Origin of the sequence: Aliiroseovarius crassostreae (assembly GCF_001307765.1) — a bacterium.
GTDB classification, from domain to species: domain Bacteria; phylum Pseudomonadota; class Alphaproteobacteria; order Rhodobacterales; family Rhodobacteraceae; genus Aliiroseovarius; species Aliiroseovarius crassostreae.
On sequence record NZ_LKBA01000019.1, the window covers coordinates 197,244 to 220,813 of the forward strand.

Sequence of the window (23,570 nt, forward strand, 5' to 3'; positions counted from 1 at the left end):
GCTTCGTGCAGCCGTGACCGGGGGTAAATCGGGATTTGCGTTGCAGCATTGCATTTTGCCCATTGTCATCCCCCCCCCTTGCCACCTATGTTGCATATTACGGAGAGCCGCTAAGAGTGCGCTTTTCCCGAGAATTTTTCCGGTTTCTCCGGGGCGCGGGGGTAAATTGCCCAAGCCTGAGAAACGGACTGAGAGCGTCGCGCTAGGTAGGTTCGCCAGATATGTGGCTGAATACCCCCTCGGACGACAGGAATTGAAGATCGGAACCCTACACGGCACAGCGACCGTGATCTGATCGGATACATCGCCGCACCCCGGTTGACCGGGGGTGGCACTTAATTGGGGCCGGGCGGGCCACCGGGCAGGGAACTGCCTTTGAACAAAGCGCGGGAAACCGCCTTTATGAGAGGTGCAGGGAACCGCACCGGGATGGCCGCCGGCACCGGAGAAGAAACGCGATGATGCGTGTGAGGACAGAGCAGAGACTTAATCAGGGGCCGACGCCCCCGACGCTATTGCTGTCCCCCTCGCAACTTTTCGCCCAGACAAGCCACCCTTCCAGACACACGCGCCCGCCAGACCGGTCGGGACGTGCGCCTGATGATGGGTGCAGAAAGACAATATGCCCAAAAAGATGCTTATCGATGCCACCCACGCGGAGGAAACCCGCGTTGTTGTGGTCGACGGCAACAAGGTCGAGGAATTTGACTTTGAATCGGAAAATAAACGTCAGCTAGCTGGCAATATCTATCTGGCCAAGGTGACGCGGGTTGAACCCTCACTGCAGGCGGCCTTTGTGGATTATGGCGGAAACCGCCATGGTTTCCTGGCGTTTTCGGAAATTCACCCGGATTATTACCAGATCCCGGTTGCGGATCGTCAGGCGCTGTTGGAAGAAGAGCGCGCCTATGCCGAGGCGCAGGCTGCGGAAGACGAAAAGCCCAAATCGCGCCGTCGCCGCCGCTCGAAATCCAAATCCAAAGCGGAAGAGACCAAATCGGCAGATGCCGTGGCGACCAAAGAGGTGGAAACACTTTCTGAGGAGCCGGTCGAAAACTCGGCGTCCGGCATGGACGTGATTGATCTGGATGAAGGTGGGGCGGACACGCTTGAAGGTCACTCGCCGATGGATCTGGTCGATGAGACTCCGGTTGCGGAACCGGCAGAGGATGCAACGGACACGCCCGCAGCAGAAACCCCGGTGGAGACACCTGCTCAAGAGGGGGCGGATGCTGGTGATGTGGCTGAAAACGCTGCCGAAGATCAGGCCGCTGACCTTGCCTCTGATGCGCAAGACGCCGATGGCGACCATGCTGATGATGGTCATGGCGAAGATGACGGTGACGAAGACGATCCGCTCGAAGCTGACGAAAAAGACGATCAGATCGAACGCGTTGCGGATGATGACAGCTCAGAAGACATTCGCCCGCGCCGCAAACCGCGCCAGAAACGTTACAAGATCCAGGAAGTGGTCAAGGTGCGCCAGATCATGCTGGTGCAGGTTGTAAAAGAAGAACGCGGCAACAAGGGGGCGGCACTCACCACCTATCTGTCGCTGGCAGGCCGCTATTGCGTGCTTATGCCCAATACGGCGCGTGGTGGCGGTATTTCCCGCAAGATCACCAATATCACCGACCGTAAGAAACTCAAGGAAATCGCGGCTGAGATCGACGTGCCGCAGGGCGCGGGGCTGATCATCCGCACCGCGGGCGCCAAGCGCACCAAGACCGAGATCAAGCGCGATTATGAATATCTGCAACGCCTGTGGGAGCAGATCCGCACCCACACGCTGGAAAGCATTGCCCCGGCCAAGATCTATGAAGAAGGCAACCTGATCAAACGCACGATCCGCGATCTTTATTCGCGCGAGATCGACGAGGTGTTTGTAGAAGGCGCCGCCGGCTATCGCACCGCCAAGGACTTCATGAAAATGATCATGCCGTCCCATGCGAAAAACGTGAAACACTATCAAGATCAGATGCCGCTCTTTGCGCGGTATCAGGTGGAAAGCTACCTCTCGGGCATGTTCAACCCGACGGTGCAGCTGAAATCCGGTGGCTATATCGTGATCGGTGTGACCGAAGCTCTGGTGGCGATTGATGTGAACTCGGGTCGGGCCACCAAGGAAGGCTCGATCGAGGAAACCGCGCTCAAGACCAACCTGGAAGCCGCCGAAGAGGTGGCCCGCCAGTTGCGTCTGCGCGACCTTGCCGGGCTGATTGTGATCGACTTCATCGACATGGATGAACGTCGCAACAACACGGCCGTCGAAAAGCGGATGAAAGACAAGCTCAAGACCGATCGCGCGCGCATTCAGGTGGGCCGTATCTCGGGCTTTGGTCTGATGGAAATGTCGCGCCAGCGTCTGCGCCCCGGCATGATCGAGGCCACGACCCAGCCGTGTAACCATTGCCACGGCACCGGTCTGATCCGGTCCGACGACAATCTGGCCCTCAATATCCTGCGTCAGCTGGAAGAAGAAGGCGTGCGCCGTCGCTCACGTGAAGTGCTGGTGAAGGCTCCTGTCGGCATCGTGAACTTCCTGATGAACAACAAGCGTGAACATATCGCCCAGATCGAAGCGCGCTATGGTATGGCGGTGCGGATCGAAGCTGATCCGTTCCTGATTTCCCCCGATTTCGCCATCGAAAAGTTCAAGACCGCCACCCGCGTGGTGCCGGAGGCCGCTGCGCTTGTATCGGCGGATGCCTCACTGATGAGTGAGATTGACGAGGTGGAAGAGGCCGAGGTGATTTCCGAGGAAGCGCCGACTGAGGCGTCGCCCGCCACAACAGGGGACGAGGAGCAAAAGCCCAAGAAGCGCCGCCGTCGTCGTCGCCGCCGTCGCAGCTCCAGTTCCGAAAATGGCGAGAACGGCGAAAACGGAGAGACCACCGACGGTTCGGGTGAGAACGGTGACGTGGCAGATGTGGCCGAGGATGCAAAGGCATCGGACGGCGAAGCGCCAGGTGACGCAGCCAGTGAGGGTGCGGATGCCGGCGGGAACGCATCCCCTGCTGAGGCGGCTGACGAGGCAGAAAAAGACGCTGCCAAGCCGCGGAAAACCAGCGGGAAATCCTCAGGCAAGACCGCCAAGAGAAGCTCGACCAGCAAGAGGAAAGCTGCTGCGCCCGAGACAGGGGGGGAGACGGGGGTTGAGGCTGGGGAAGAGAGTGCGGAAAATGCCTCTGACGCTGTGTCGCCTGCGGAAGATAAGCCCAAGAAAACCACGCGTAAAAGCAGCTCGGCCAGGAAAAAGTCGAGCAGTTCCAAGGCAAAGGAAGAGGCCGAGCTCGCCTCTTCTGAGCAGGGCGCTGATGCGGTGACAGGAGAGGCCACAGAGGCGGCGAGCGATGCACCTGCCGAAGGTGACGTGAAGCCGAAGAAGACCACGCGCAAACGCACAACCAGAAAGAAAAAAGCGGCAGAGGTCGTGGAACCTGCGCCTGACAGTGCTGAGCAAGAAACCTCGGCAGAGGCCGTGGTTGCGGCAGAGCCGGTGAGCGACACCGTGGACGTTTCCTCAGCAGAGCCCACCCCTGCACCCGAGGACGGGGCGGTCGCAGAAACGCCATCTGAAGAGCCGAGCGTGGCCCCCTCAGAGCCGGTGGCAGAACCTGTGACCGAAGAGGTGTCAACGACCGCTGTAAAAGAGGACACGCCCCCCAAGCCCAAACGTAAAGGCTGGTGGTCGCTGGGCCAGTAAGGTCGCAAATGGCGAAGATACGAAAAAGCCGGGCATCTGCCCGGCTTTTTTCTTTTCGGGGGGCCGCCTGTGCGAGTTGCGATCCGTAGCCCGCTTCGCCTCAGCCTTTGCGAATGAAATAATGGGTGACGTCCTGATCCCCAAGTTTTGCGGGGGCCTCTCCCAGAAACTCATGCCCCTGTTCCGCGCAGAAATGCGGCACGTCAATCACCGCGGCGGGGTCGGTGGCCTCAAGACGAAGCACTTGGCCGTTTTGCATGGATTTCAACCGCTTGCGGGCTTTCAGAACCGGAAGCGGGCAGAGCAGCCCAATGGCGTCGAGGGTTTCATCATAGGTCATGGGGGAGACATAAAAGGCCAGGCTCTGCCTGTCCAGCATCTGTCGCGGATCTCTCTCGCGCGGATGTGATCATCTGGCAGGTGACAGCGCCTGCGCATTGGCCTATGTGAGGATCATGTTTGGAATTGACCTCATAGATGCAGCCCTTCTGCCTGCAATGATCGTGGCCCTCGTGGCCGGTGTCCTGTCGTTTCTCAGCCCCTGTGTGCTGCCGATCGTGCCGCCCTATCTGGCCTATATGTCGGGTGTGTCGATGGGGGAGATGTCCGAAGGCAAATCGGGGCAGGGTAAGGTTTTGCTGGCAGCCGGGTTTTTCGTGCTTGGCCTGTCGACGGTGTTTCTGTTCCTGGGGTTCACCACATCGCTCTTTGGCGCGTTCTTTTTGCAAAATCAGAGCTATTTCAACACCTTTTCCGGTGTTCTGGTGATGGTTTTCGGGGCGCATTTCCTGGGTGTGATCAACATTCCTTTCCTCAATCGTGAGGCGCGGATGGATGCGGGGGACCAGGGGGGCAGCGCCTTTGGGGCCTACCTGCTTGGGCTGGCCTTTGCCTTTGGCTGGACGCCTTGCATCGGCCCGCAACTGGGAATGATCCTGTCCTTGGCCGCGACGGAAGGATCCGTTTCTCAGGGTACGCTTCTGCTGGCCGTGTATGCGGCGGGGCTGGGTATTCCATTCCTGCTGGTTGCGGCTTTCTTCCCGCGCATGGGACCGGTGATTGCCTTTATGAAGCGGCATATGGAGCGGATTGAGCGGGTGATGGGGCTGTTGCTGTGGACCATCGGGCTGCTGATTCTCACGGGTGGGTTCTCGGCCTTTTCCTATTGGCTTTTGGAAACCTTCCCGGCGCTGGCAAGTTTGGGTTAGGCCGGAAGGGGCGCTGCCCCTCGCGCTTTGCGCTCACCCCGAGGTATTTAATGCAAGAAAAAGCCAAGGGGGGCGTGGGGAAAGCGCCGTCCGGGGCTTACTTTGGCCCAAATCCGCAGCTATCTTCTGGGCAAATCAGGGGCCAGGAAGATGGTAGCAGAGTTTTCAAAAGGTCAGGATGTGTGCAGGCGGCGGGTGTTTTATATCCCCGGCTACGATCCTATTCATCCCCGTCGGTATCGCGAGCTCTATCGTAAGGAAAGTGCCCGTCAGGGGGCGGTGTCCGGCTATGAGGTGGATCTGATCGGCCGTCAGGGCGGTGACACTTATGGCTGGCAGGTCACATCGCGTATGGACGGAGTGGAAACCGAGGCCGAGTTTGATGTTCTGGTCTGGTCCGACATTGTCCGCACCAGCATGGATCTGAATATTCCCCGCACCTATCTGATGATGGCCCGCACGGCTTGGGTTTACATCGGTTCGGGCGCGCTTGGGCGGTTGATGCGATTGCGCAAGGGGCCGGTGATTGCGGCGCTTTATCCGGTGGGAATGTTGCTTTTGCAATTGATCCTGGCGCTTTTGGTGGCCTGGGTGCTTGGGGGGCTGATCACGCTGGGTCTGCGCGGGTTGATTGGCGATGTTGCAGCGATCAGTGCAGGGGCGGTCGTGGGGATCGCAACTGTCCTTGCGGTTCTTGTCTGGTTTCGCAGGATCGACAGCAAGTTATACGTCTATTACCTGATGCATGATTACAGTTATTCGGCGGCGACCAAAGGGGCCAATCCACCGGATCTGGAGGCGCGGATTGCGGCGTTTGCGGGGCAGGTCGGCGCTGCGTTGGAAAGTGATGTGGATGAGGTTCTGGTGGTTGGTCATTCTTCGGGCGCACATCTGGGCGTGTCGATCCTGGCGGATCTGCTGCGCGATGGACGCGTGGCTGAAGGGGGGCCGAAGCTGGGGTTTCTGACGCTTGGGCAAGTGGTGCCGATGGTGTCGTTTCTGCCCAAGGCCTGGCGGCTGCGACGCGATCTGCACGCATTGAGCCAATCTGACCAGATCACCTGGATAGATGTGACGGCGCCGGGGGATGGCTGTGCCTTTGCTTTGTGCGATCCGGTGTCGGTTTCGGGTGTGGCGCCCAAGACGGGCAAACGCTGGCCGATCGTGTTCTCTGCGGCTTTTACGCAGACCCTGTCTCCGGCGCGCTGGAAGGCGCTGAGGTGGCGGTTTTTCCGACTGCATTTCCAATATCTCTGCGCCTTTGACAGGCCTCGGGGTTACGACTATTTTCGCATCACGGCCGGCCCGATCAGCCTTTCTGAACGTTATAAAAACCGAAAGCCATCGGGCAGCCGTATCGACCGTTCCATATCGAAATATATCAGTATGGAACCGTGATGAGCTGTCCGCATCTTCCCCCCAAACCCCCCGCCCGATCCGGGCGCGTATCGTTGCGCCGTTATGCCAAGCTGTTTCGGCAAGACATTCTGTCCGCCCAGCCCGCGCGGCTGTATCGCGCCTGGATGGCTGAGTTTCGCACGCCGTTTTTCCGCAGTTTCATGTGCAATGACCCAAAGCTGATTGATCTGGTCCTGAAGGGGCGGCCGGATGATTTCCCAAAATCCGACCGAATCCGTGAAGGTCTGGCGCCGCTATTGGGCAACTCGGTCTTCATCACCAATGGCGAGACGTGGAAGCGGCAACGTCGCATCATTGATCCGGCATTTGAAGGCGGGCGGGTGCGCGAAGTGTTTCCCGCCATGTGGGATGCGGGCGTTGCAGCGGTGACGCGGCTTGCCCCGCTTGCCAATGGGCAACCTGTTGAAATTGAACTGCAAACCAGCCATGCGGCGGCAGATGTGATTTTTCGCACCTTGTTTTCGATCCCGATCGAACATGAGGTGGCCGGTGCGGTTTTTGACCGGTTCAAGGACCACCAGCGCGCGCAGCCCGTGGTCAATCTCGGGGCCATTCTGCCCTTGCCCAAATGGTTCCCGCGCTTTCATTCGCGCCAGACCCGTGAAACCGCGCGCGACATTCGCGCCCTGATCACCCGGCTGACAGAAGAGCGTATGTCGCGCATTGAGGCGGGGACCGCGCCCGATGACCTTGCCACAAAAATCATGACCACGCAGGACCCGGAAACGGGCCAGCGGTTCGACACGGAGGAAATGGTGGATCAGGTGGCGATCTTCTTCCTCGCGGGGCATGAAACCAGTGCCTCGGCGCTTGCCTGGTCCCTTTATCTGCTGGCACTTTACCCTGAGTGGCAGGAGCGGGTGGCCCGGGAAGCCTTGACGGCAATTGATCCGGAGAAGATCTATTTCTCGGTCATGTCGAAACTGAAACTGTCCCGAGATGTGTTTCGGGAAGCGATGCGGTTGTATCCCCCGGTGCCGATGATGGTGCGGGAGGCGGCCTGTCCCGAGCAGTTCCGAGGGCGCAACGTGCCCCGTGGGAGCCAGATTGTGCTCAGCCCCTGGCATGCCCATCGCCACGAGCGGATCTGGGATCGGCCGGATGAGTTTGACCCCGCGCGGTTCTCTACCCCCGACGGCAAAGAGAGCATGCGCGCGGCGTATTATCCCTTCTCGGCGGGGCAGAGGGTCTGTCCGGGATCTGCTTTCGCGATGATAGAAGGGGCGCTGATCCTCTCGCTGTTGGTGCGGGCTTATCATTTTGAAATCGTGAAGGAAAAACCGGCCATGCCGGTGGCCCATCTGACCGTTCGGGGCAAAGATGGGATTTGGTTGAAACTGGTCCCTCGCGCGGTATCCTGACGCGTAACGGGTGTTTTTCGTCGTCAGGTTAAAATCCATGCACTTGGCTGTTTCTGACCTGGCAGGGGGAGTGTGGCCGGAATTTCCCCGAGATTTGCATGGATCCACCTCTGAAGTTCGACCTGTATTTGGTCCAATATCCAATGAGGAGGGTCTGGGATGTGGAGAAGCACGTCGGGAGAGGGGGCCTCTGAACGGGGATCCGGATGGGAGGTTTGGGGAGCCATGAAAGATCGGCACAAGCAGAACTGCTCTGATCGGGAGCCGGGCAACTCTGTCTCCCGTGATGAGCTGGAAGAGATGTTCGGAGATGTTCTCAAACCGGATGGGGAGGATAAATCCCTCAGCGAAGAAGAGCGTCTGCAACGGCTGCGGGCTGAGAAGCTGAGAAACGCACTTTATCCGAAGGACAGGTGACGGGGCAGAAGACGGGGCAGAACCGGCTGGCCTTTAACGGGCGGCCTTGTTCTGCAGATGGGTCAGCACATAGACACGGATCGCCGAGGCAAGCCCGCGATCCATACCGCGGGTTTCATCCACCTCCGCCGCAAGAGCGTTGAGCGCAAGGCCGCGTTCTTTGGCAATACCTTGAAACGCTTTCCAAAACTCTGGCTCCAGAGACACGGATGTGCGGTGGCCATGTAAGGTGAGGGAATGTTTTTGCGGGCGGGTGGTCATGTGTCATCCTCCCGTTTGTGGCCGTCAAATAGGCGGATCACCCGGTCTTTGTCGGCCTTCTCCACCGCTTTTTGAGCTTTGGTGCGGCCAAATTTCACGGCGTTTTCGTCTGCGCGGGCCTTTTGTTCGGCCCGCGCTTTTTCTTTTCGATACCGGTTCAGGTTGACCGGTTTCATGGATCAGGCCTTCGGGCCGATCATCTGTTCCGGGCGGACCACGGCGTCGAAGGTTTCTTCATCGACAAAGCCAAGGGCGATTGCCTCTTCCTTCAGGGTGGTGCCGTTCTTGTGCGCGGTCTTGGCCACTTTGGTGGCATTGTCATAGCCGATGGTCGGGGCGAGTGCGGTGACCAGCATCAGGCTTTCCTTCATCAGTTTGTCGATGCGCGGCTCATTGGCTTTGATGCCATTCAACATCCGCTCGGTGAAGCTGTCGGTCGCGTCGCCCAGAAGCTGGATCGACTGAAGCAGGTTGTAGCTCATCATCGGGTTGTAGACGTTGAGTTCAAAATGCCCTTGAGAACCAGCAAAGGTCATCGCGGCGTTGTTGCCCATCACATGCGCGGCCACCTGGGTCAGCGCCTCGGCCTGGGTCGGGTTCACCTTGCCCGGCATGATCGACGAACCGGGTTCGTTTTCCGGCAGGATCAGCTCACCCAGACCCGAGCGCGGGCCGGAGCCCAGGAAGCGGATGTCATTGGCGATCTTGTAGCAGGAGCCGGCCACGGTGGCCAAAGCGCCCGACATGAACACCATGGCGTCATGGGCGGCCAGCGCTTCGAACTTGTTCGGTGCGGTGACAAAAGGCAGGTCGGTGATGCGCGCCATATTGGCGGCCACTTCTTCGCCCCAGCCTTGCTTGGTGTTGAGCCCGGTGCCCACGGCGGTCCCGCCTTGAGCGAGTTCGTAAATGCCGGGAAGCGCGGCTTTCACGCGCGCGATGCCCTGACGGATCATATGTGCATAGCCCGAAAACTCCTGGCCCAGGGTCAGCGGGGTCGCGTCCTGGGTGTGGGTGCGGCCGATCTTGATGATGTCCTTGAACTCTTCTTGCTTGGCCTCAAGCCCGGCCAGCAGTTTCTCTAGCCCCGGCAGCAGCACGTCGCGCACCGACATGGCGGTGGCGATATGCATCGCGGTGGGGAAGGTGTCGTTCGAGGACTGACCCATGTTGCAGTGATCGTTTGGGTGCACCGGATCTTTCGATCCGATCACGCCGCCCATGATTTCGATGGCGCGGTTGGCGATCACTTCGTTTGCGTTCATGTTCGACTGGGTGCCGGACCCGGTCTGCCAGACGACCAGCGGGAAGTTGTCGTCAAACTTGCCGGCCACAACTTCGCTTGCAGCCTGGATAACGGCGTCTGCGATGGCCGGGTCCATGTTGCCGGATGCCTTGTTGGCTTCGGCGCAGGCCTGTTTGATCACGCCAAGAGCGCGCACGATGGCGACGGGCTGCTTTTCCCAGCCGATCGGGAAGTTCATCAGCGAGCGTTGGGTCTGAGCCCCCCAATATTTGTCTGTGGGAACTTCGAGCGGGCCAAAGCTGTCGGATTCAGTGCGGGTCTCGGTCATGTCTTGCGCCTTTTTTCAAAAGAAACCGACGCTTTTCTACCCGAATACGCACCAAATTCAATGGGGCAGAGGTGGGAAAGGGGAGAGGTAGCGCCAACATTGCATGCAATTGTGCACAATTATCCGCTGACGACCCAACTCATCAGCTGAAATGGGGGCCCAAATTGCGGACCATGTCTGTTGGGCGACGGTGCGCGGGCGGCCTGACGCAGGGCGCCATGTTATTTGCGGAAACTGTCGAGGCTGACCACGTCAGCGTCCTTATGGGCCGCATCATCATCGGCCTCGTCCTCCGCGTCGGATGGTTTGGCCCTGCTACACTCTGACGATAGATCGGCTTCATCCACACCGGACACGTCATCATCCTCACCTGCCAGATGCAGATTGGCGTGATGGTCCTCGCTTTCCTGTGTATCGAACCGCAATCCGAACTCCACCGAGGGATCCACGAATGTGTTGATCGCATCAAACGGCACATAAAGTGGTTCGGGTGAGTCGCCGAAATTCAGGGTCACGTTGAACCCGTCTTCGCCCACTTCCAGATCCGCAAACCAGTGCTGCAGGACGATGGTCATATCTTCTGGAAACCGGTCATACATCCAGTCCGCCAGCTCGGTTTCCGGGTGGCGGGTGTTGAAATTGATAAAGAAATGGTGCTGCCCGGGCAGGCCGTTGCGAGCCACATCCTCCAGCACGGTCCGGATCAGACTGCGCATGGCGTTATGCATGAGGTTTCCATAGTCAATTGAACCGGACATTTCTCACCCTTGTCTCACCCTTGGTTAACCCATCGTATCGGGGATGTTTCGTGGTTTGAGCATAAGCGAATTTTCGGTGAAATAAAGCGTTGAACGAAAAATCTTTGTGAAGTCATAACGGTTGGTTTTGTGCGGAAATGCGGGTCTGTGGTGGTTTGGTGAAACGCAATAATCCCTTTGGTTATAAACTGTTTATGGGAATAGAGGAGGTTCATTTTCTTACCAAGATCATCAGATTGTTGACCTCTCTTGCTGTGGTTGGACCCCCTTTTGCCATCGGTTGCCGTTAAAATGCTTCAGGTAAGGGGGCGCTCGCCAGGGGAAGGGCCGGGCTATGTTTGGGCAACAGGCGGGGAAAGTGCAGGTTTCTGTTGCCAGGTACCTGCGAACCCCGCCAAACGCGGCTAGGCGTAAGGACTTAGTTTCGGCGACCCGAACTGCTTACGCAGCCAGAGCCATTGCCGGAGCTTTGTTGTCGTTTGCAACTAGCTTAAGTGAACCGATAACGGTGGTATCTCACCGAGACAAAGCTAACCCCTTTAGACGTCCGTCGATCCTGTTTCGCCCCCACGGTATCAAGGTGTTCCCCAAACGAAGGATGCCCCTGAGTGTGTTATGGTGGAGGCGCCGGGTACCGCCCCCGGGTCCGATCCGCTTATTACGAGCGCGTTTATGTCCATAGTCCCCGAGGGGACAGATCATATGTAAGGGGTGCGGACGGAATTGAAAAGGGGTTGCGTGCCGAATGCAGGAATGACACTCTGGGCGTCATTAAAGCGTAGGACATTACTGATTATGAAAAACAGCCTTCCCGGTGCGGCGATAGCGCAACTTGCCCAACACGCACCCACCGCCGTTTTGATTTCGCTGCCCGCCTTTGCCTATTCCGTTTTGGCGGAAACAGTGGCGATGTGGATGGAACGCGAAGTCTATGATGCCGACAGCGCTTTCGCCTCGCTTGGATTCCTGCTTGGAATAGTCGGTTTCGTCGCTTATTTCGCAATCTTCGGCGCGATGGCCATTGCATGGCACAGGTTGATACTACAACGCGAGGAACCGGTTGCGTTGGGCCTTCAAGGCGCGTTTGGGCGTTTGACCTCTTACGCGACCCAGTGGTTCGTGCTGGGCGTAGTCATCTCCATTCCCGTAATGATCGTGCAGATCCCCTTTATCTTCATGCAGTCCCAGACCTTGATCTTAGAGCAAGGCGAGGTGGGTCTCGTTGCCGGTTCTGTTTTTGTCGTGGTGCCATATGCCATCGGGGGAATGCTGATCCTTCGGTTGGGGCAGAAACTGGTTGCGATCGCCACGGATGCGCCCGAGATGTCCTTTCGCGATTCATGGCGTATGACCCGCCCGCACGCGATGCCTGTAGTGATGGCGGGGCTTTTGCTGGGTGCCGTGGCGTTTATAGTTTATGTCCCGGCCGAGTTGGTCGTGACGGGGCGGTTGGACTTCATAGGCAGCGATCCCATGGGGGGATGGGTTTTAGCCTTCATTGATGGGGTCGGGGGCGTGCTTCTGGTTCTGCTCGAAGTCTCGTTCCTGACCGAGCTTTATCGCCGTTGCACCACGACAAGCGCGCGCGATTAATGCGCTTTGGCGGGGGTGGGCTTGCTTTCCAGACGACGACACCCAAGTTCGGCGGTGTAGTCTGCAAGCTCTGACAGAATTGCTTCTGCCTGTTCGCCGGACTGTGCTTCCACGGCATCCGCCAGCCGCGTATGCAGCTCTACGATCCGATCCCTATCCCGCTGGGTATAGGTGATCATGTTCATCAAGGGCTGCATCGCCTCGACAGCACCTGCCAGTTGGTAAGACAGAACCGGATTGCCTGCCCCATCCACCAGCGCCCGGTGAAAGGCCACGTCCGAGGCGCAGAAGGCTTCGTCCGTGAGGCCCGGTTGGGACTGGCGCATGATCTCGGCGCGCATGGTGGCAAGGTGATCGGCCGTGCGACGCTCTGCCGAAAGCGGCGCACAGGCGCGTTCCAGCGCAAAGCGCGCCTCACAGGCGGTCTCGAAACTCACCTCGTTCATCGACAAGAGCAGCGTTGAGGTGGTGATCTGTTGGCCATACGCATCCTCAAACGACATGCGGTTTACAAAGGCCCCGCCGGTGGCTCCGCGCTGGGTGCGGATGAGGTTCTGCGCTGCCAGCCGTTTCAACGCCTCGCGCACGGTCGGGCGCGAGACGGAGAACTGGTCCGCCAGCTCTGCCTCGGACGGGAGGCGCTGATCCACTATCAGATCGCCCGCGATGATCGCATCGCGAATGTCACTGGCAATCTGCGCCGAAAGGTCTTGCGGGGTGGGTTTGCTCGCACTCATGTAAACTGTTTAGGGGGCAATGCCGGTCCGGGTCAACTGGACGCTACGTCACTTTTTGGGTCGGTAAAATTCATTTGTCAGACAATTGCATGATGGGCATAGTTTTAAATGTAAGACAATTCGAGTCAGGAGAGGTCCCGATGCAGATCGCCGACAGGATACGACAGATGGCAGCCCCCCATTGGCTGGCGCTGTTCGGGCTGGTCGCCTTGGGCTGGATGGTGATTTACGCGATGGCGGTGCCGTCTGACCAGATGGAGATGGCCCAGATCTATGGGGCCGAGTTCTGGCGCTCGCTTTGTATCGTGTCGCCGGATCAGGCCGGGTTCTGGGGGCTTGCGCTTATGTGGATGATCATGTCCGCGGCGATGATGGCGCCGACCGCACTGCCTGCGCTGGCCACCTATGATGACATGATTGCGTCTGGTGCGGGCAGTCGGCAGGGGTTTGGTGAGCTGATTGCGGGCTACCTTGCGGTATGGCTTGGCTTTTCGCTGCTGGTGGCAGGCGCGCAGCTGGTGCTGTTTCAGGCGGGGCTTTTGTCACCGCTGGGGCAAAGCCTGTCGGCCTGGCTGTCCGGTGGGTTGCTTGTGGGGGCGGGGCTTTACCAGTTCTCATCCCTGAAAGAGGCCTGCCTGTCCAAATGCCGCCATCCGATGAGTTTTTACATGCAGTATTGGCGCGAAGGTCGCTGGAACGCGGTCTCGCTTGGCCTGCGCCTTGGGGCGGTCTGCCTTGGCTGTTGCTGGGCCCTGATGCTGCTTGGCTTTGTGGGCGGGGTGATGAACATCGCCTTCATGGGGCTCGCCACCCTGATCATGATTTTCGAAAAGCTGCCGGAACTTGGCCGCTACATCACCAAACCGCTGGGCTGGGGGCTGACTATCTTTGGTCTTGCGGTGATCACCAATGGCGCATTGCCCCTGATCTAGGGCGCGCAAGAAAGGGAGAGAGAAATGGACGGGACGCAAATCGGTCAGGTTGAATGGGCCATCAAGGGAGAGCTGATCCTCAACTGTAACTGCACGGTGTTCTGCCCCTGTGTGGTCAGCCTGGGGGATCACCCGCCGACAGAAGGCTATTGCATGGGCTGGGCCGGTATTCGCATCGACAGCGGCAACTATGGCGGTGTGGACCTGTCTGGGCTGAATGTGGGGCTCTTGCTGGAAATCCCCGGGCGCATGGCCCGTGGCAACTGGAAGGCCGCCGCCTATATTGACGAGCGCGCGGATGATGATGCGTTTGAGGCGCTCTGCCACATCTTCACTGGGGCCGCGAAGGGCACCACCGGGCTCTTTAAAATGCTGGTCAGCGAGTTTCTGGGCGCCGAACGCGCACCCGTGTCGTTTGAGACCGAAGGCAACACCCGTCGCCTGATTGTTGGCAAAGCCATTCGCGGGTCCGTGACCCCGGTGCCGGGTAAGGGCGGGGCCGATCAGGTGATCACCAACACCAATTACTGGATGGGGCCGGATATCACCGTGGCCAAAGCTGACGAGGCCCGCGTGCGTGCCTTTGGCCGGGTCTGGGACTTCGACGGGAAATCCGCCGAGATCTGCCAGATTGATTGGAAAGGCCCCGGTCGCTAAGGCGGCTGGGTTCACGTCAAGGGAGCGCGCCTCATGGCACAGAATGCCCCGCTGATCTCTCCGTCCCGCCGTTTGCGGCGCACGCCTTTTTCCCCCGGTGTCGAAGCCGCCGGGGTCAAAGGCTATACGGTTTACAACCACATGCTGCTGCCGACCGTCTTTCGGTCGGTGGAGGAGGACTATCGCCACCTCAAGGACGCGGTGCAGGTCTGGGATGTCGCTTGTGAGCGTCAGGTTGAGGTGAGGGGCCCCGATGCCGCCCGCCTGATCCAGATGCTCACCCCGCGCGACCTGTCCAAGATGCAGGACGGGCAATGTTTCTATGTGCCGATGGTGGATGAGACCGGGGGGATGCTGAACGATCCGGTGGCGGTAAAGCTGGACGAGGACCGGTTCTGGATTTCCATTGCCGACAGTGATCTGCTGTTTTGGGTCAAGGGGCTGGCTTATGGGTTCCGGCTGGATGTGCTGGTGGATGAACCGGATGTGTCACCGCTTGCCATTCAGGGGCCGAAATCGGACGATCTGGCGGCGGCGATCTTTGGCGACGCGGTGCGCGACATCCGGTTCTTCCGCTACAAGCGGCTGGCGTTCCAGGGGCGTGAGCTGGTGGTGGCGCGCTCGGGCTACTCCAAGCAGGGTGGGTTTGAGATCTATGTGGACGGCTCTGACATCGCCATGCCGCTGTGGAATGCGCTGATGGAGGCGGGCAAACCCATGGATGTTCATGCAGGCTGCCCCAATGGTATTGAACGCGTCGAAGGGGGGCTTCTGTCCTATGGCAATGACATGACCCGCGAAAACACCCCGCATGAGGCCGGTCTCGGGCGGTTTTGCGCGACCCAAAGCGCGATTGGCTGTGTGGGACGTGATGCGCTGTTGCGTGTGGCCAAGGAAGGCCCGGTGCAACAGGTGCGCGCGATTGAGATCCACACCGGGGGCGGGGGCCGCGCGCCCATCCCGCCCTGTGACCGGGCCTGGCCGCTGATGGATGGGGACAGGCAGGTGGGGCAGGTGACCTCGGCCGCCAACTCCCCTGATTTCAACACCGGTGTCGCCATCGGTATGGTGCGCATGACCCATTGGGAGAGCGGGACAGAGTTGGATGTGATCACCCCGGATGGTCCCCGCGCGGCCACGGTTTACGATACTTTTTGGATATAAAGGGGACGCCTCTGACATGAGGTCCCGAGAAGAGGAGATGAGGATGTTTAAAGCACTGGTAATGGAACAGGACGGCGAAGGGCTGGCAGCTGCACAGATCAAGCAGATTGGGGTGGAGGCTCTGCCCGAGGGCAATGTGACCGTGGCCGTCGAGTATTCCACCGTGAACTACAAGGACGGGCTGTGCCTGTCTGCAAAAGGCGGTGGGCTTGTGCGCAACTATCCCCATGTGCCGGGCATTGATTTTGCAGGCACGGTCGAGGCGTCTGACGATGACCGCTACAAGCCCGGCGACAAGGTGGTTCTGACTGGCTGGCGTGTTGGCGAAGTGACCTGGGGCGGCTATGCCCAGAAGGCGCGCATTGACGCGGACAAGCTGGTGCCGCTGCCCGAAGGCCTGACCACCCGTCAGGCGATGGCCGTGGGGACCGCCGGGTTCACCGCAATGCTGGCTGTGATGGCGCTGGAAGATCACGGGCTGAAGCCGGGCAATGGCCCGGTGCTGGTCACCGGTGCTGCGGGTGGTGTCGGCTCGGTCGCCACCGCGATCCTTGCAAATCTGGGATATGAAGTTGCCGCCGTGACCGGTCGCCCGGATCAGGCGGATTACCTCAAATCTCTGGGCGCCACCACCATCGTGCCGCGCGAAGATCTGAATGAGACCACCAAACGTCCGCTGGAGCGTGAAACCTGGGCCGGGTGCGTGGATGCCGTGGGCGGGGACATGCTGGCCCGTGTGCTGGGGCAGATGAAATACGGTGCCTCCGTCTCTGCCGTGGGGCTTGCCGGTGGCGCCGGATTGCCTGCGACGGTGATCCCGTTCCTTCTACGCGGTGTGAACCTGTTGGGCATCGACTCGGTCATGCAGCCCTATGACAATCGCCTGCGCGCCTGGGAACGGATCGCCAAGGACCTGCCGATGGAGAAGCTTGAGGCGATGATCCACCCGGCCACACTGGACGATCTGCCTGCGCTGGGCGCAGATATCCTGAAAGGGCAGGTCAAGGGGCGTGTTGTCGTGGATGTGAACGGCTGACACGGCGCGGGGCGGGCTTGACCCGCCCCGACATATGCGGCATGAGGGCCGCATGATCAGACACATGCACAGTTTTGCCTATTATCCCCTGTTCTCATAGAACGGGCGGCAAGCATGTGCGAAAAACGATCAATGTGACAACGATCAAACCGACATCGACCGCCCCGAGGGCGGTCTTTTTCTTTTCAACCCCTCCTCGGGGTCAGAAAGGAAAAGAGACATGGATAATCTGATAATTCGGGCTGTGGAGGCGCGGGATCTGCGCGCGCTGGGCGATCTGGTAAGCAGTCTTGCGCGTCATCATGGGGATACGGCGCGGGTCACGCAATCGGGGCTGGCGCGTGACTGTCTTGGCCAGGCGCCATGGCTTCGCATTCTGGTGGCCGAACATCATGGCGGACTGGTGGGCTACGCCGCCCTGTGTCCGCAGGCGCGGCTGCAATTTGGGGCGCGCGGGATGGAGCTTCATCACCTGTTTGTGCATCGCCCGTTGCGGGGGCAGGGTGTGGGGCGGGCGTTGCTGACGGCGGCCCGGGATCTGTCCCACCAGATGGAGGCCGATTTTCTCACCGTGGCGGCAGAGGCGGGCAATGCGGCGGCGCAGTCTTTCTACGAAGCCGCCGGGTTCAGGGCGCTGCCGGATGATGCGGCCCGCTATCAGATGGTGGTGTGACGTCATTTGAATGTTGCTGTGGAGGGGCGGAAATGGGGCAGGGGAAAATGTCGCATCTGCCCAACCGTGGTCCGTTCCTATATGTGTTGGGAGCGCCCGGAATGTCACATCGGAATATCACCCTGAAAAACACAATGAGGACAGGTATTTGGCAGCAAGAAGCACCTCGCCTGACAGGGTCCCCCGCGACCTGTCCCTTGAACAGATTGACGGGCAGCGCTGGCCGGTGCCCTGCTGCGCCTCCTACCTCGTTGCCACCACAACTGCGCTGCGGCAAAAACCGATCGGCCAGTTCACGGTGGAAGATCTGCGCATCATGATTGCGCAGGATATCGGAGCTGAGATCCTGAGACCGATTGCGCTGGAGACCTTGCGGGACAATCCGATGGCCGAGGGGGATTACTACCCCGGTGACTTGCTGGAAGCGGCTTTGAAACGCTGGCCGGAAGATCAGGAATTGCGGGAGATCGCCGCGCGACAGGCGTGCACAGACGCCTGATTTCTGGCCCCGGACCGAACGTTCCGCTCGGACAATTCAGCGGCCAGTCCACCTGCCAGTCCACCTGCCTGTCCAGCAGCCTGCCCAACAACCGGTTCAGATCACCACAGATCCGTTTTGTGAAGCCGGCACCAGTACCGAAACCATTGGCCATATGCGACGTGCATGTCGGTTTTGGTCGAAAAAAGGGCGCTTGAACCCATATTTAAATCCCCCCACCCGACAGGTTCGCAGCATCAAGCAAGTAGGGAGGGGATATATGTCCCAAGAAACAGAAATTGACTATGAGGTCGGTCAGGACAACGTCCAGATCTTAGGTCTCGATTTTCACAACCCGGTCTTTGCCATTTCCGCAGCTGTCATTCTCGCTTTCGTGTTTTTCACGCTGGTGTTTCAGGACAGCGCAGAAGGGTTCTTTGGCTGGCTGCGCCCCGCGCTGACCAGCTCGTTTGACTGGGTGTTTATGCTCGCCGGGAATATTTTTGTAATTTTCTCGCTGGTGCTGATCGTAAGCCCTTATGGCAAGGTGCGTCTGGGTGGCGCGGATGCCAAGCCGGATTACAGCTATATGGGATGGTTCTCGATGCTGTTTGCCGCTGGCATGGGGATTGGCCTTGTGTTCTGGGGGGTCGCTGAACCGATTTCGCATTACGGCAGTTCCCTGGGCGGCACTGCTGTCGAAGCAGGCGCGCGCACTGACTGGGCTCCGCTGGGGGCCGCTGCTGACAACCCGGAAGCGGCGCGGGAACTTGCAATGGCAGCCACCATTTTCCACTGGGGCCTGCACCCTTGGGCGGTTTATGCGGTTGTGGCTTTGGCTCTTGCATTCTTCAGCTTTAACAAAGGCTTGCCGCTGACCATGCGGTCGGTCTTCTACCCGATCTTCGGAGAAGCCACCTGGGGTTTTGCAGGCAATGTGATCGACGTTCTGGCCGTGTTTGCCACGATCTTTGGCCTTGCCACGTCGCTGGGTCTGGGCGCCACACAGGCGCTGGCCGGTCTGAACTATCTGTTTGGCGTGCCGGTTTCTGATGGCATGAAAGTGCTCCTGATTGTTGCGATCACCATCTTTGCGCTGGTTTCGGTTGTGGCGGGGCTCGACAAAGGGGTGAAACGCCTGTCCGAAGTGAACATGGTGCTGGCGGCCGTGCTGTTGATCCTGGTGATCATCGTGGGGCCGACCATGGCGATCCTGACCGGGTTCTTCGACAACCTCTGGGCCTATGCGGTGAACCTGCCGGCCCTGTCGGGGGTCATCGGGCGCGAAGACACCAACTTCATGCAGGGCTGGACCGCCTTCTACTGGGCCTGGTGGATCAGCTGGTCACCTTTCGTTGGCATGTTCATCGCCCGCATCTCGCGTGGTCGCACCGTGCGTGAGTTCATCACCTGCGTGTTGATCATTCCCACCGTTGTGGGCGCGATCTGGATGAGCGTCTTTGGTGGCGCCGCTCTGGATCAGGTCATGTCGGGTGCAGGCGAAGCTTTGTCCAATGCCGGGCTTGAGCTGAAGATGTTCACCATGTTCGAAGCGTTCCCGATGACCGGCCTGCTGAGCTTTATCGGCATCATCCTGGTGATCGTGTTCTTCGTCACCTCGTCCGATTCCGGTTCGCTGGTGATCGACCAGATTACCGCCGGTGGCAAAACCGATGCGCCGACCGCTCAGCGCGTGTTCTGGTGTATCCTCGAAGGTGCCATCGCCATTGCCCTGCTGTTGGGTGGCGGGCTGGCAGCCCTTCAGGCGGCAGCGATTGCAACGGGGTTCCCCTTTGCCATCGTTCTCGTGCTGATGTGCGTTTCGATCTTCCTGGGTCTGCGCGGTGAGCGTACAAAATAACGCGGCCTGTCCAGTCTTGGATATGCCACGTCAAAGGGCTCCCATCCGGGGGCCCTTTTTTATCTCACCTCTTGCCCCGTGTTGCCGCTCTGGCTAGCACTTCATCTGAATTCGTCATGTGCCTTCAGCGCATGGCGCCCGCGGAGAGATATCCCCCGCGGCTGGCTGGAGGACCCGCCGGAACGGGAGCCCCCGGACCGCCCATGGCCTGATGCGCGCGCATGAGGTGAAACTGCTGCAACCGCTTCTGGATTATGCCAAGGCCAAGAACTCGGTGCGGCTGCTGGGGCCAGATCAGGCAAAGGCGCGCGCACCCACTGTGGCGCTGGCGTCGCAAATCGCAGGGGAAGACCTGGCACGGTGGCTTGCCCCTCTTGGCATCATGGCCGGAGGAGGGGATTTCTACGCGGTGCGTGCGCTTGCAGCCCAGGGCGTGGACCCGTCCCACGGGGGGCTGCGGGTGAGTTTCACCCATTACACCTCCGAGGAAGAGGTGACCAAACTGATCGAGGCGCTTGATCAGGTGCTGTGAGATATGATCTGAGCGGGGCAGCCTCGCCCACCTCATGCCAAGGGACGGGGCGAGAGGTGGGCGTTTCTGCATGCGCAAAACCACCCTCTTGTCCGCTCCCCCCTGAACCGCCTAAAGTGTTTCGACTTATTATTGAGACACAATAATGAGGCGAAACGCTCGAAACCTACTGATGTTGCGGGCGTTTCGAAATCAACTTGTGACTCAAGTTAATCTCGAAACGCTTTAGCCTTGTGGTGTTCAAGACATTGGATTTCACATTGGATTTTGGGGGGAGCCATGATCCTGACGGAGACCAGGGGGCAGCCTGATCTGCCGCGTTATTTCGCCCGTGTGTTTGACCGCGCGGGCCGGATGAATACCGGACAGCTTGATTTCGTCTTGCCGGATGGGCGCCGGTTTCGCGCTTTTGGCGCGCGGCCGGGGCAGGTGGCGGAGCTGAGGATACACGAAGCTGATGTTTTTGCCCGGCTGATCCGCGAAGGGCATCTGGGCTTTTGCGATGCCTATATTGAGGGCGGCTGGTCGACCCCGGATCTCCAGGCTTTTCTTGATTTATTACAAGATGATAACGAGATCATCTATGACGGTTTTCCGGGGATGATCTTTGTTCGGTCCTACGAGCGGATGCGCCACCTGATGAACGGCAATTCCAAACGTCAGGCGAAAAGAAATATCAGCTATCACTATGATCTGGGCAATGCGTTCTACGCGTTGTGGCTGGACAAGACGATGACCTATTCCTCCGCCCTGTTTCGCTCGGGGCAGGAAAGTCTGGAATGTGCGCAGGAACAGAAATATGCCTCTCTTCTCGAACAAATGGGGGTGGGGCCCGGTGATCACGTGCTGGAGATCGGATGCGGCTGGGGCGGCTTTGCCGAGTTTGCCGCAAAGCGGGGCGTGCGTGTCACCGGGCTGACCATTTCGCAAGAGCAGCATGATTTCGCCGTGCAAAGGATCGCGCGGGCGGGCCTGTCGGACCTGGTCGAGATCCGACTTCAGGATTACCGCGATGAGACCGGCAAATATGACGGGATCGCCTCGATCGAGATGTTCGAAGCGGTGGGAGAGAAATACTGGCCAACCTATTTTGAAACCGTGCGCAACTGCCTGCGTCCCGGGGGGCAGGCCGTGTTGCAGATCATCACCATCACCGAACGGCGCTTTGATCAATATCGCAAGGGTGTCGATTTCATTCAGAAATACATTTTTCCGGGGGGGATGCTCCCGTCGAAAACCCGTCTGCGCGAAGAGGTCGGCCGGGCAGGGCTTGCCTTTCGCGACCAGATCACATTTGGCGAAAGCTATTCTGAAACGCTGCGCCGCTGGCACGATGTGTTCAATGCAAAATGGGCCCGCGTGGCCGAGCTGGGGTTTGACAACCGGTTCCGGCGCATGTGGAGTTTCTATCTGACCTCTTGTGCGGCATCTTTTCATTCGGGAAATTGCGATGTGGTGCAGGTGACCTTGCAAAAGCCGGGCTGAACGGGTGATATAGATCCATGCCCCGCAAGAGGGCAGGGAGATCAGAGGAGAGAGCGTATGCCCACCGCAGCAAAACTCGTGGCCGCCGGTTTTTTCGCGGCCCTTGCCTTTATGGTCGGCAACCTGATCATCCCCTATCTGGCGGAAGGGCGGGATTATACCCTGTTTCCCGTGGGGCTTGCGGGTCTCGGGCTGGCGATTGGCTGGCGTTTTACCGGCTACCGGATCGGGCGCGGACTGGGCGAGCCGGTCGGGATTGGCCTGTCCTCGGGGGCGTTGCTGGTCTTTTGGGGATTTCTGGTGTTCTCGATCTACGAGATGCTGCGCAAAACCCTGCGAAACGCCTATGATGGCCCGGTCGAAGGCTTGCGGGCTGCGGTCAAAATCGCGGTTGATTACGGCTATGACATCGCCCATGTGGATGTGATAGCCTCGCTGGTGCTGGGCAGTGTCTTCGGGGGCTGGCTGACCGGTGTGGTCGCCCGCCGCTGGTCCTGATCGAGGAAAGTCAATGAAAACCCTGTTTTTCTACGGCACGCTTTGTTTTCGGCCGTTGTTGGAGCTTGTGCTGGAGGGCGAGACCTATCGTGCTGAGCAGGCGTCTTTGCCGGATCATGCGGTTTACTGGGCAAAGGATCAGATCTTTCCGATGATCCAGGCCGAACCGGGCGCGCGTGCTGAGGGAATGCTGGTCAGCGGCCTGTCTGACGGGGCCATTGCCCGGCTTGATCATTACGAAGGGGGCTTTGCCTACCGGTTGGTCGAGATGACGGTGCAGGCATCTGGGGGGACTGCTTCTGCCGAGGTTTATTTCCCCGAAGAGGGGCAGTGGACCCCCGGCCCGGTCTGGTCGCTGGATGACTGGGCCCGTGACTGGGGAGAGATCACGCTGTTTGCCGCGGAAGAAGTGATGTCCTATATGGGGCAGCTCTCACCGGAAGAGGTTGCGGCGCGCTTTGCGATGATCCGCCTGCGGGCGGCGTCGAAACAACGCGCCGCCTCCCACTCCACCCCAACAGACCTGCGCAGCAAGCGGACGGCGTCAGATCTGGATGTACACAGAAAATCAATACCTTACAGTAATTACTTCACTATTGAAGAGCAGGACCTTTCCTTTCCGCGTTTCGATGGCTCGATGAGCCCGCTGGTGAACCGCGCGGGGTTTGTTGGTGGGGATGCGGTCACCGTTCTGCCGTATGATCCGGTGCGCGATACCGTTCTGGTGATCGAACAGTTTCGGGTAGGACCTTACATGCGCGGTGATCAGCACCCGTGGGTGCTCGAACCGATTGCCGGGCGAATTGATCCGGGGGAAACGCCTCAGCACACGGCGCGGCGCGAAGCTCTGGAGGAGGCCAGCCTGACAATCGGTGCGCTCGAACATGTTGGCAATTACTATCCCAGCCCCGGGGCGGTTACGGAATATCTCTATTCCTACGTGGCGCTGTGTGACCTGCCTGACAGTGCCGCCGGGATTGGTGGCGTTCTGGGGGAGGCGGAGGATATTCGCAGCCACGTCATCCCGTTTGCCCGGCTGATGGAGCTGGTCGGGACGGGCGAAGTGGACAATGCACCGCTGCTCCTGTCTGCCATGTGGCTGTCGCAAAACCGTGATCGGTTGCGCAGGGCTGCTTGAAACCCGCGCAGTGCGCACTTACACATGAGAAGAGTTTTGCGGATCCGTTCCGCGCGCGACAACCCAAATACATCCGGCAGGG

At 59.4% G+C, this 23,570-nt stretch carries 22 protein-coding genes, 1 other RNA gene and 1 pseudogene; 17 read left to right on the top strand and 7 right to left on the bottom strand.

From position 1 onward, the window contains the following. Positions 1-622 precede the first annotated feature (622 nt). Positions 623-3,706 carry an Rne/Rng family ribonuclease gene (locus tag AKJ29_RS13675; RefSeq protein ID WP_055191734.1) on the top strand — a complete coding sequence of 1,028 codons (3,084 nt, stop codon included), beginning with the start codon at positions 623-625 and terminating at the stop codon, positions 3,704-3,706. Between the two features lie 100 nt (positions 3,707-3,806). Here AKJ29_RS13675 and AKJ29_RS13680 read toward each other — a convergent pair whose 3' ends face one another. Further along, the gene (locus AKJ29_RS13680) at positions 3,807-4,085 is read right to left on the bottom strand and encodes a sulfurtransferase TusA family protein (protein WP_409360034.1); all 279 of its coding nucleotides are present in this window, start codon (positions 4,083-4,085) and stop codon (positions 3,807-3,809) included. 76 nt (positions 4,086-4,161) lie between these two features. Here AKJ29_RS13680 and AKJ29_RS13685 point away from each other — a divergent pair, with 76 nt between their 5' ends. The 4 genes from AKJ29_RS13685 to AKJ29_RS13700 all read left to right on the top strand — a co-directional run bounded on the left by AKJ29_RS13685 (position 4,162) and on the right by AKJ29_RS13700 (position 8,111). Next, entirely contained in the window at positions 4,162-4,914 is a 753-nt protein-coding gene (locus tag AKJ29_RS13685; RefSeq protein WP_055191736.1) for a cytochrome c biogenesis CcdA family protein, read from the top strand. A gap of 150 nt (positions 4,915-5,064) precedes the next feature. After that, positions 5,065-6,312 (top strand): hypothetical protein, encoded by a 1,248-nt coding sequence (locus AKJ29_RS13690; protein ID WP_055192472.1) that lies wholly within the window; start codon positions 5,065-5,067, stop codon positions 6,310-6,312. Next, positions 6,312-7,694: a cytochrome P450 gene (locus AKJ29_RS13695; protein ID WP_055191738.1), complete on the top strand. Its 1,383-nt coding sequence runs from the start codon at positions 6,312-6,314 to the stop codon at positions 7,692-7,694. The genes AKJ29_RS13690 and AKJ29_RS13695 overlap by 1 nt, the downstream gene beginning before the upstream one ends. A gap of 225 nt (positions 7,695-7,919) precedes the next feature. After that, on the top strand, positions 7,920-8,111 hold the full coding sequence (locus AKJ29_RS13700; protein WP_055191740.1) for a hypothetical protein: 192 nt from the start codon (positions 7,920-7,922) through the stop codon (positions 8,109-8,111). 33 nt (positions 8,112-8,144) lie between these two features. Here the strand turns inward: AKJ29_RS13700 and AKJ29_RS13705 are convergent, their stop codons facing one another. From AKJ29_RS13705 to ssrA, 5 genes are all read right to left on the bottom strand, one after another. Continuing rightward, positions 8,145-8,372 (bottom strand): ribbon-helix-helix domain-containing protein, encoded by a 228-nt coding sequence (locus AKJ29_RS13705; RefSeq protein WP_055191742.1) that lies wholly within the window; start codon positions 8,370-8,372, stop codon positions 8,145-8,147. Then, entirely contained in the window at positions 8,369-8,548 is a 180-nt protein-coding gene (locus tag AKJ29_RS13710) for a DUF4169 family protein (RefSeq protein WP_055191744.1), read from the bottom strand. Before AKJ29_RS13710 ends, AKJ29_RS13705 begins: the two co-directional genes overlap by 4 nt. A 3-nt stretch (positions 8,549-8,551) precedes the next feature. Beyond that, positions 8,552-9,946, bottom strand: a complete 1,395-nt coding sequence (gene fumC, locus AKJ29_RS13715; protein WP_055191746.1) for a class II fumarate hydratase — start codon at positions 9,944-9,946, stop codon at positions 8,552-8,554. A 221-nt stretch (positions 9,947-10,167) separates the two neighbouring features. Next, positions 10,168-10,704 (bottom strand): SspB family protein, encoded by a 537-nt coding sequence (locus tag AKJ29_RS13720; RefSeq protein WP_055191748.1) that lies wholly within the window; start codon positions 10,702-10,704, stop codon positions 10,168-10,170. Positions 10,705-11,061: 357 nt separating this feature from the next. After that, positions 11,062-11,438: a transfer-messenger RNA gene (gene ssrA, locus AKJ29_RS18475) on the bottom strand. A gap of 19 nt (positions 11,439-11,457) precedes the next feature. Here ssrA and AKJ29_RS13725 point away from each other — a divergent pair. After that, complete coding sequence (locus AKJ29_RS13725) at positions 11,458-12,297, top strand: hypothetical protein (protein ID WP_055191751.1); 840 nt, start codon at positions 11,458-11,460, stop codon at positions 12,295-12,297. Here the strand turns inward: AKJ29_RS13725 and AKJ29_RS13730 are convergent. Beyond that, a complete protein-coding gene (locus AKJ29_RS13730; protein ID WP_055191754.1) occupies positions 12,294-13,034 on the bottom strand; it encodes a FadR/GntR family transcriptional regulator in 741 nt (246 codons plus the stop codon). The two genes, AKJ29_RS13725 and AKJ29_RS13730, sit on opposite strands and share 4 nt — an antisense overlap. Positions 13,035-13,174: 140 nt before the next feature. On the opposite strand from AKJ29_RS13730, the gene AKJ29_RS13735 reads away from it, so the two are divergent. The 11 genes and pseudogenes from AKJ29_RS13735 to AKJ29_RS13785 all read left to right on the top strand — a co-directional run bounded on the left by AKJ29_RS13735 (position 13,175) and on the right by AKJ29_RS13785 (position 23,488). Next, entirely contained in the window at positions 13,175-13,966 is a 792-nt protein-coding gene (locus AKJ29_RS13735) for a DUF2182 domain-containing protein (protein ID WP_235477571.1), read from the top strand. Between the two features lie 24 nt (positions 13,967-13,990). Then, on the top strand, positions 13,991-14,623 hold the full coding sequence (locus tag AKJ29_RS13740) for a DUF1326 domain-containing protein (protein ID WP_055191758.1): 633 nt from the start codon (positions 13,991-13,993) through the stop codon (positions 14,621-14,623). Positions 14,624-14,656: 33 nt separating this feature from the next. Further along, positions 14,657-15,787 carry a dimethylsulfoniopropionate demethylase gene (locus tag AKJ29_RS13745; protein ID WP_055191760.1) on the top strand — a complete coding sequence of 377 codons (1,131 nt, stop codon included), beginning with the start codon at positions 14,657-14,659 and terminating at the stop codon, positions 15,785-15,787. Between the two features lie 43 nt (positions 15,788-15,830). Beyond that, positions 15,831-16,823, top strand: coding sequence for an acryloyl-CoA reductase (gene acuI, locus AKJ29_RS13750; protein WP_055191762.1), 993 nt, complete (start codon positions 15,831-15,833; stop codon positions 16,821-16,823). Between the two features lie 220 nt (positions 16,824-17,043). Then, entirely contained in the window at positions 17,044-17,496 is a 453-nt protein-coding gene (locus AKJ29_RS13755) for a GNAT family N-acetyltransferase (RefSeq protein WP_055191764.1), read from the top strand. Between the two features lie 148 nt (positions 17,497-17,644). Next, positions 17,645-17,995 (top strand): contact-dependent growth inhibition system immunity protein, encoded by a 351-nt coding sequence (locus tag AKJ29_RS13760; RefSeq protein WP_055191766.1) that lies wholly within the window; start codon positions 17,645-17,647, stop codon positions 17,993-17,995. Positions 17,996-18,254: 259 nt separating this feature from the next. After that, positions 18,255-19,835: a BCCT family transporter gene (locus AKJ29_RS13765; RefSeq protein ID WP_055191768.1), complete on the top strand. Its 1,581-nt coding sequence runs from the start codon at positions 18,255-18,257 to the stop codon at positions 19,833-19,835. Positions 19,836-20,037: 202 nt separating this feature from the next. Beyond that, positions 20,038-20,367: pseudogene (locus tag AKJ29_RS13770) on the top strand (aminotransferase class V-fold PLP-dependent enzyme); the annotation flags it as partial. Positions 20,368-20,646: 279 nt separating this feature from the next. Next, a complete protein-coding gene (locus AKJ29_RS13775; protein ID WP_055191771.1) occupies positions 20,647-21,852 on the top strand; it encodes an SAM-dependent methyltransferase in 1,206 nt (401 codons plus the stop codon). A 57-nt stretch (positions 21,853-21,909) separates the two neighbouring features. After that, on the top strand, positions 21,910-22,350 hold the full coding sequence (locus AKJ29_RS13780; protein WP_055191772.1) for a TrgA family protein: 441 nt from the start codon (positions 21,910-21,912) through the stop codon (positions 22,348-22,350). Between the two features lie 13 nt (positions 22,351-22,363). After that, the gene (locus AKJ29_RS13785) at positions 22,364-23,488 is read left to right on the top strand and encodes a gamma-glutamylcyclotransferase (protein ID WP_055191774.1); all 1,125 of its coding nucleotides are present in this window, start codon (positions 22,364-22,366) and stop codon (positions 23,486-23,488) included. Positions 23,489-23,570: the final 82 nt, after the last annotated feature.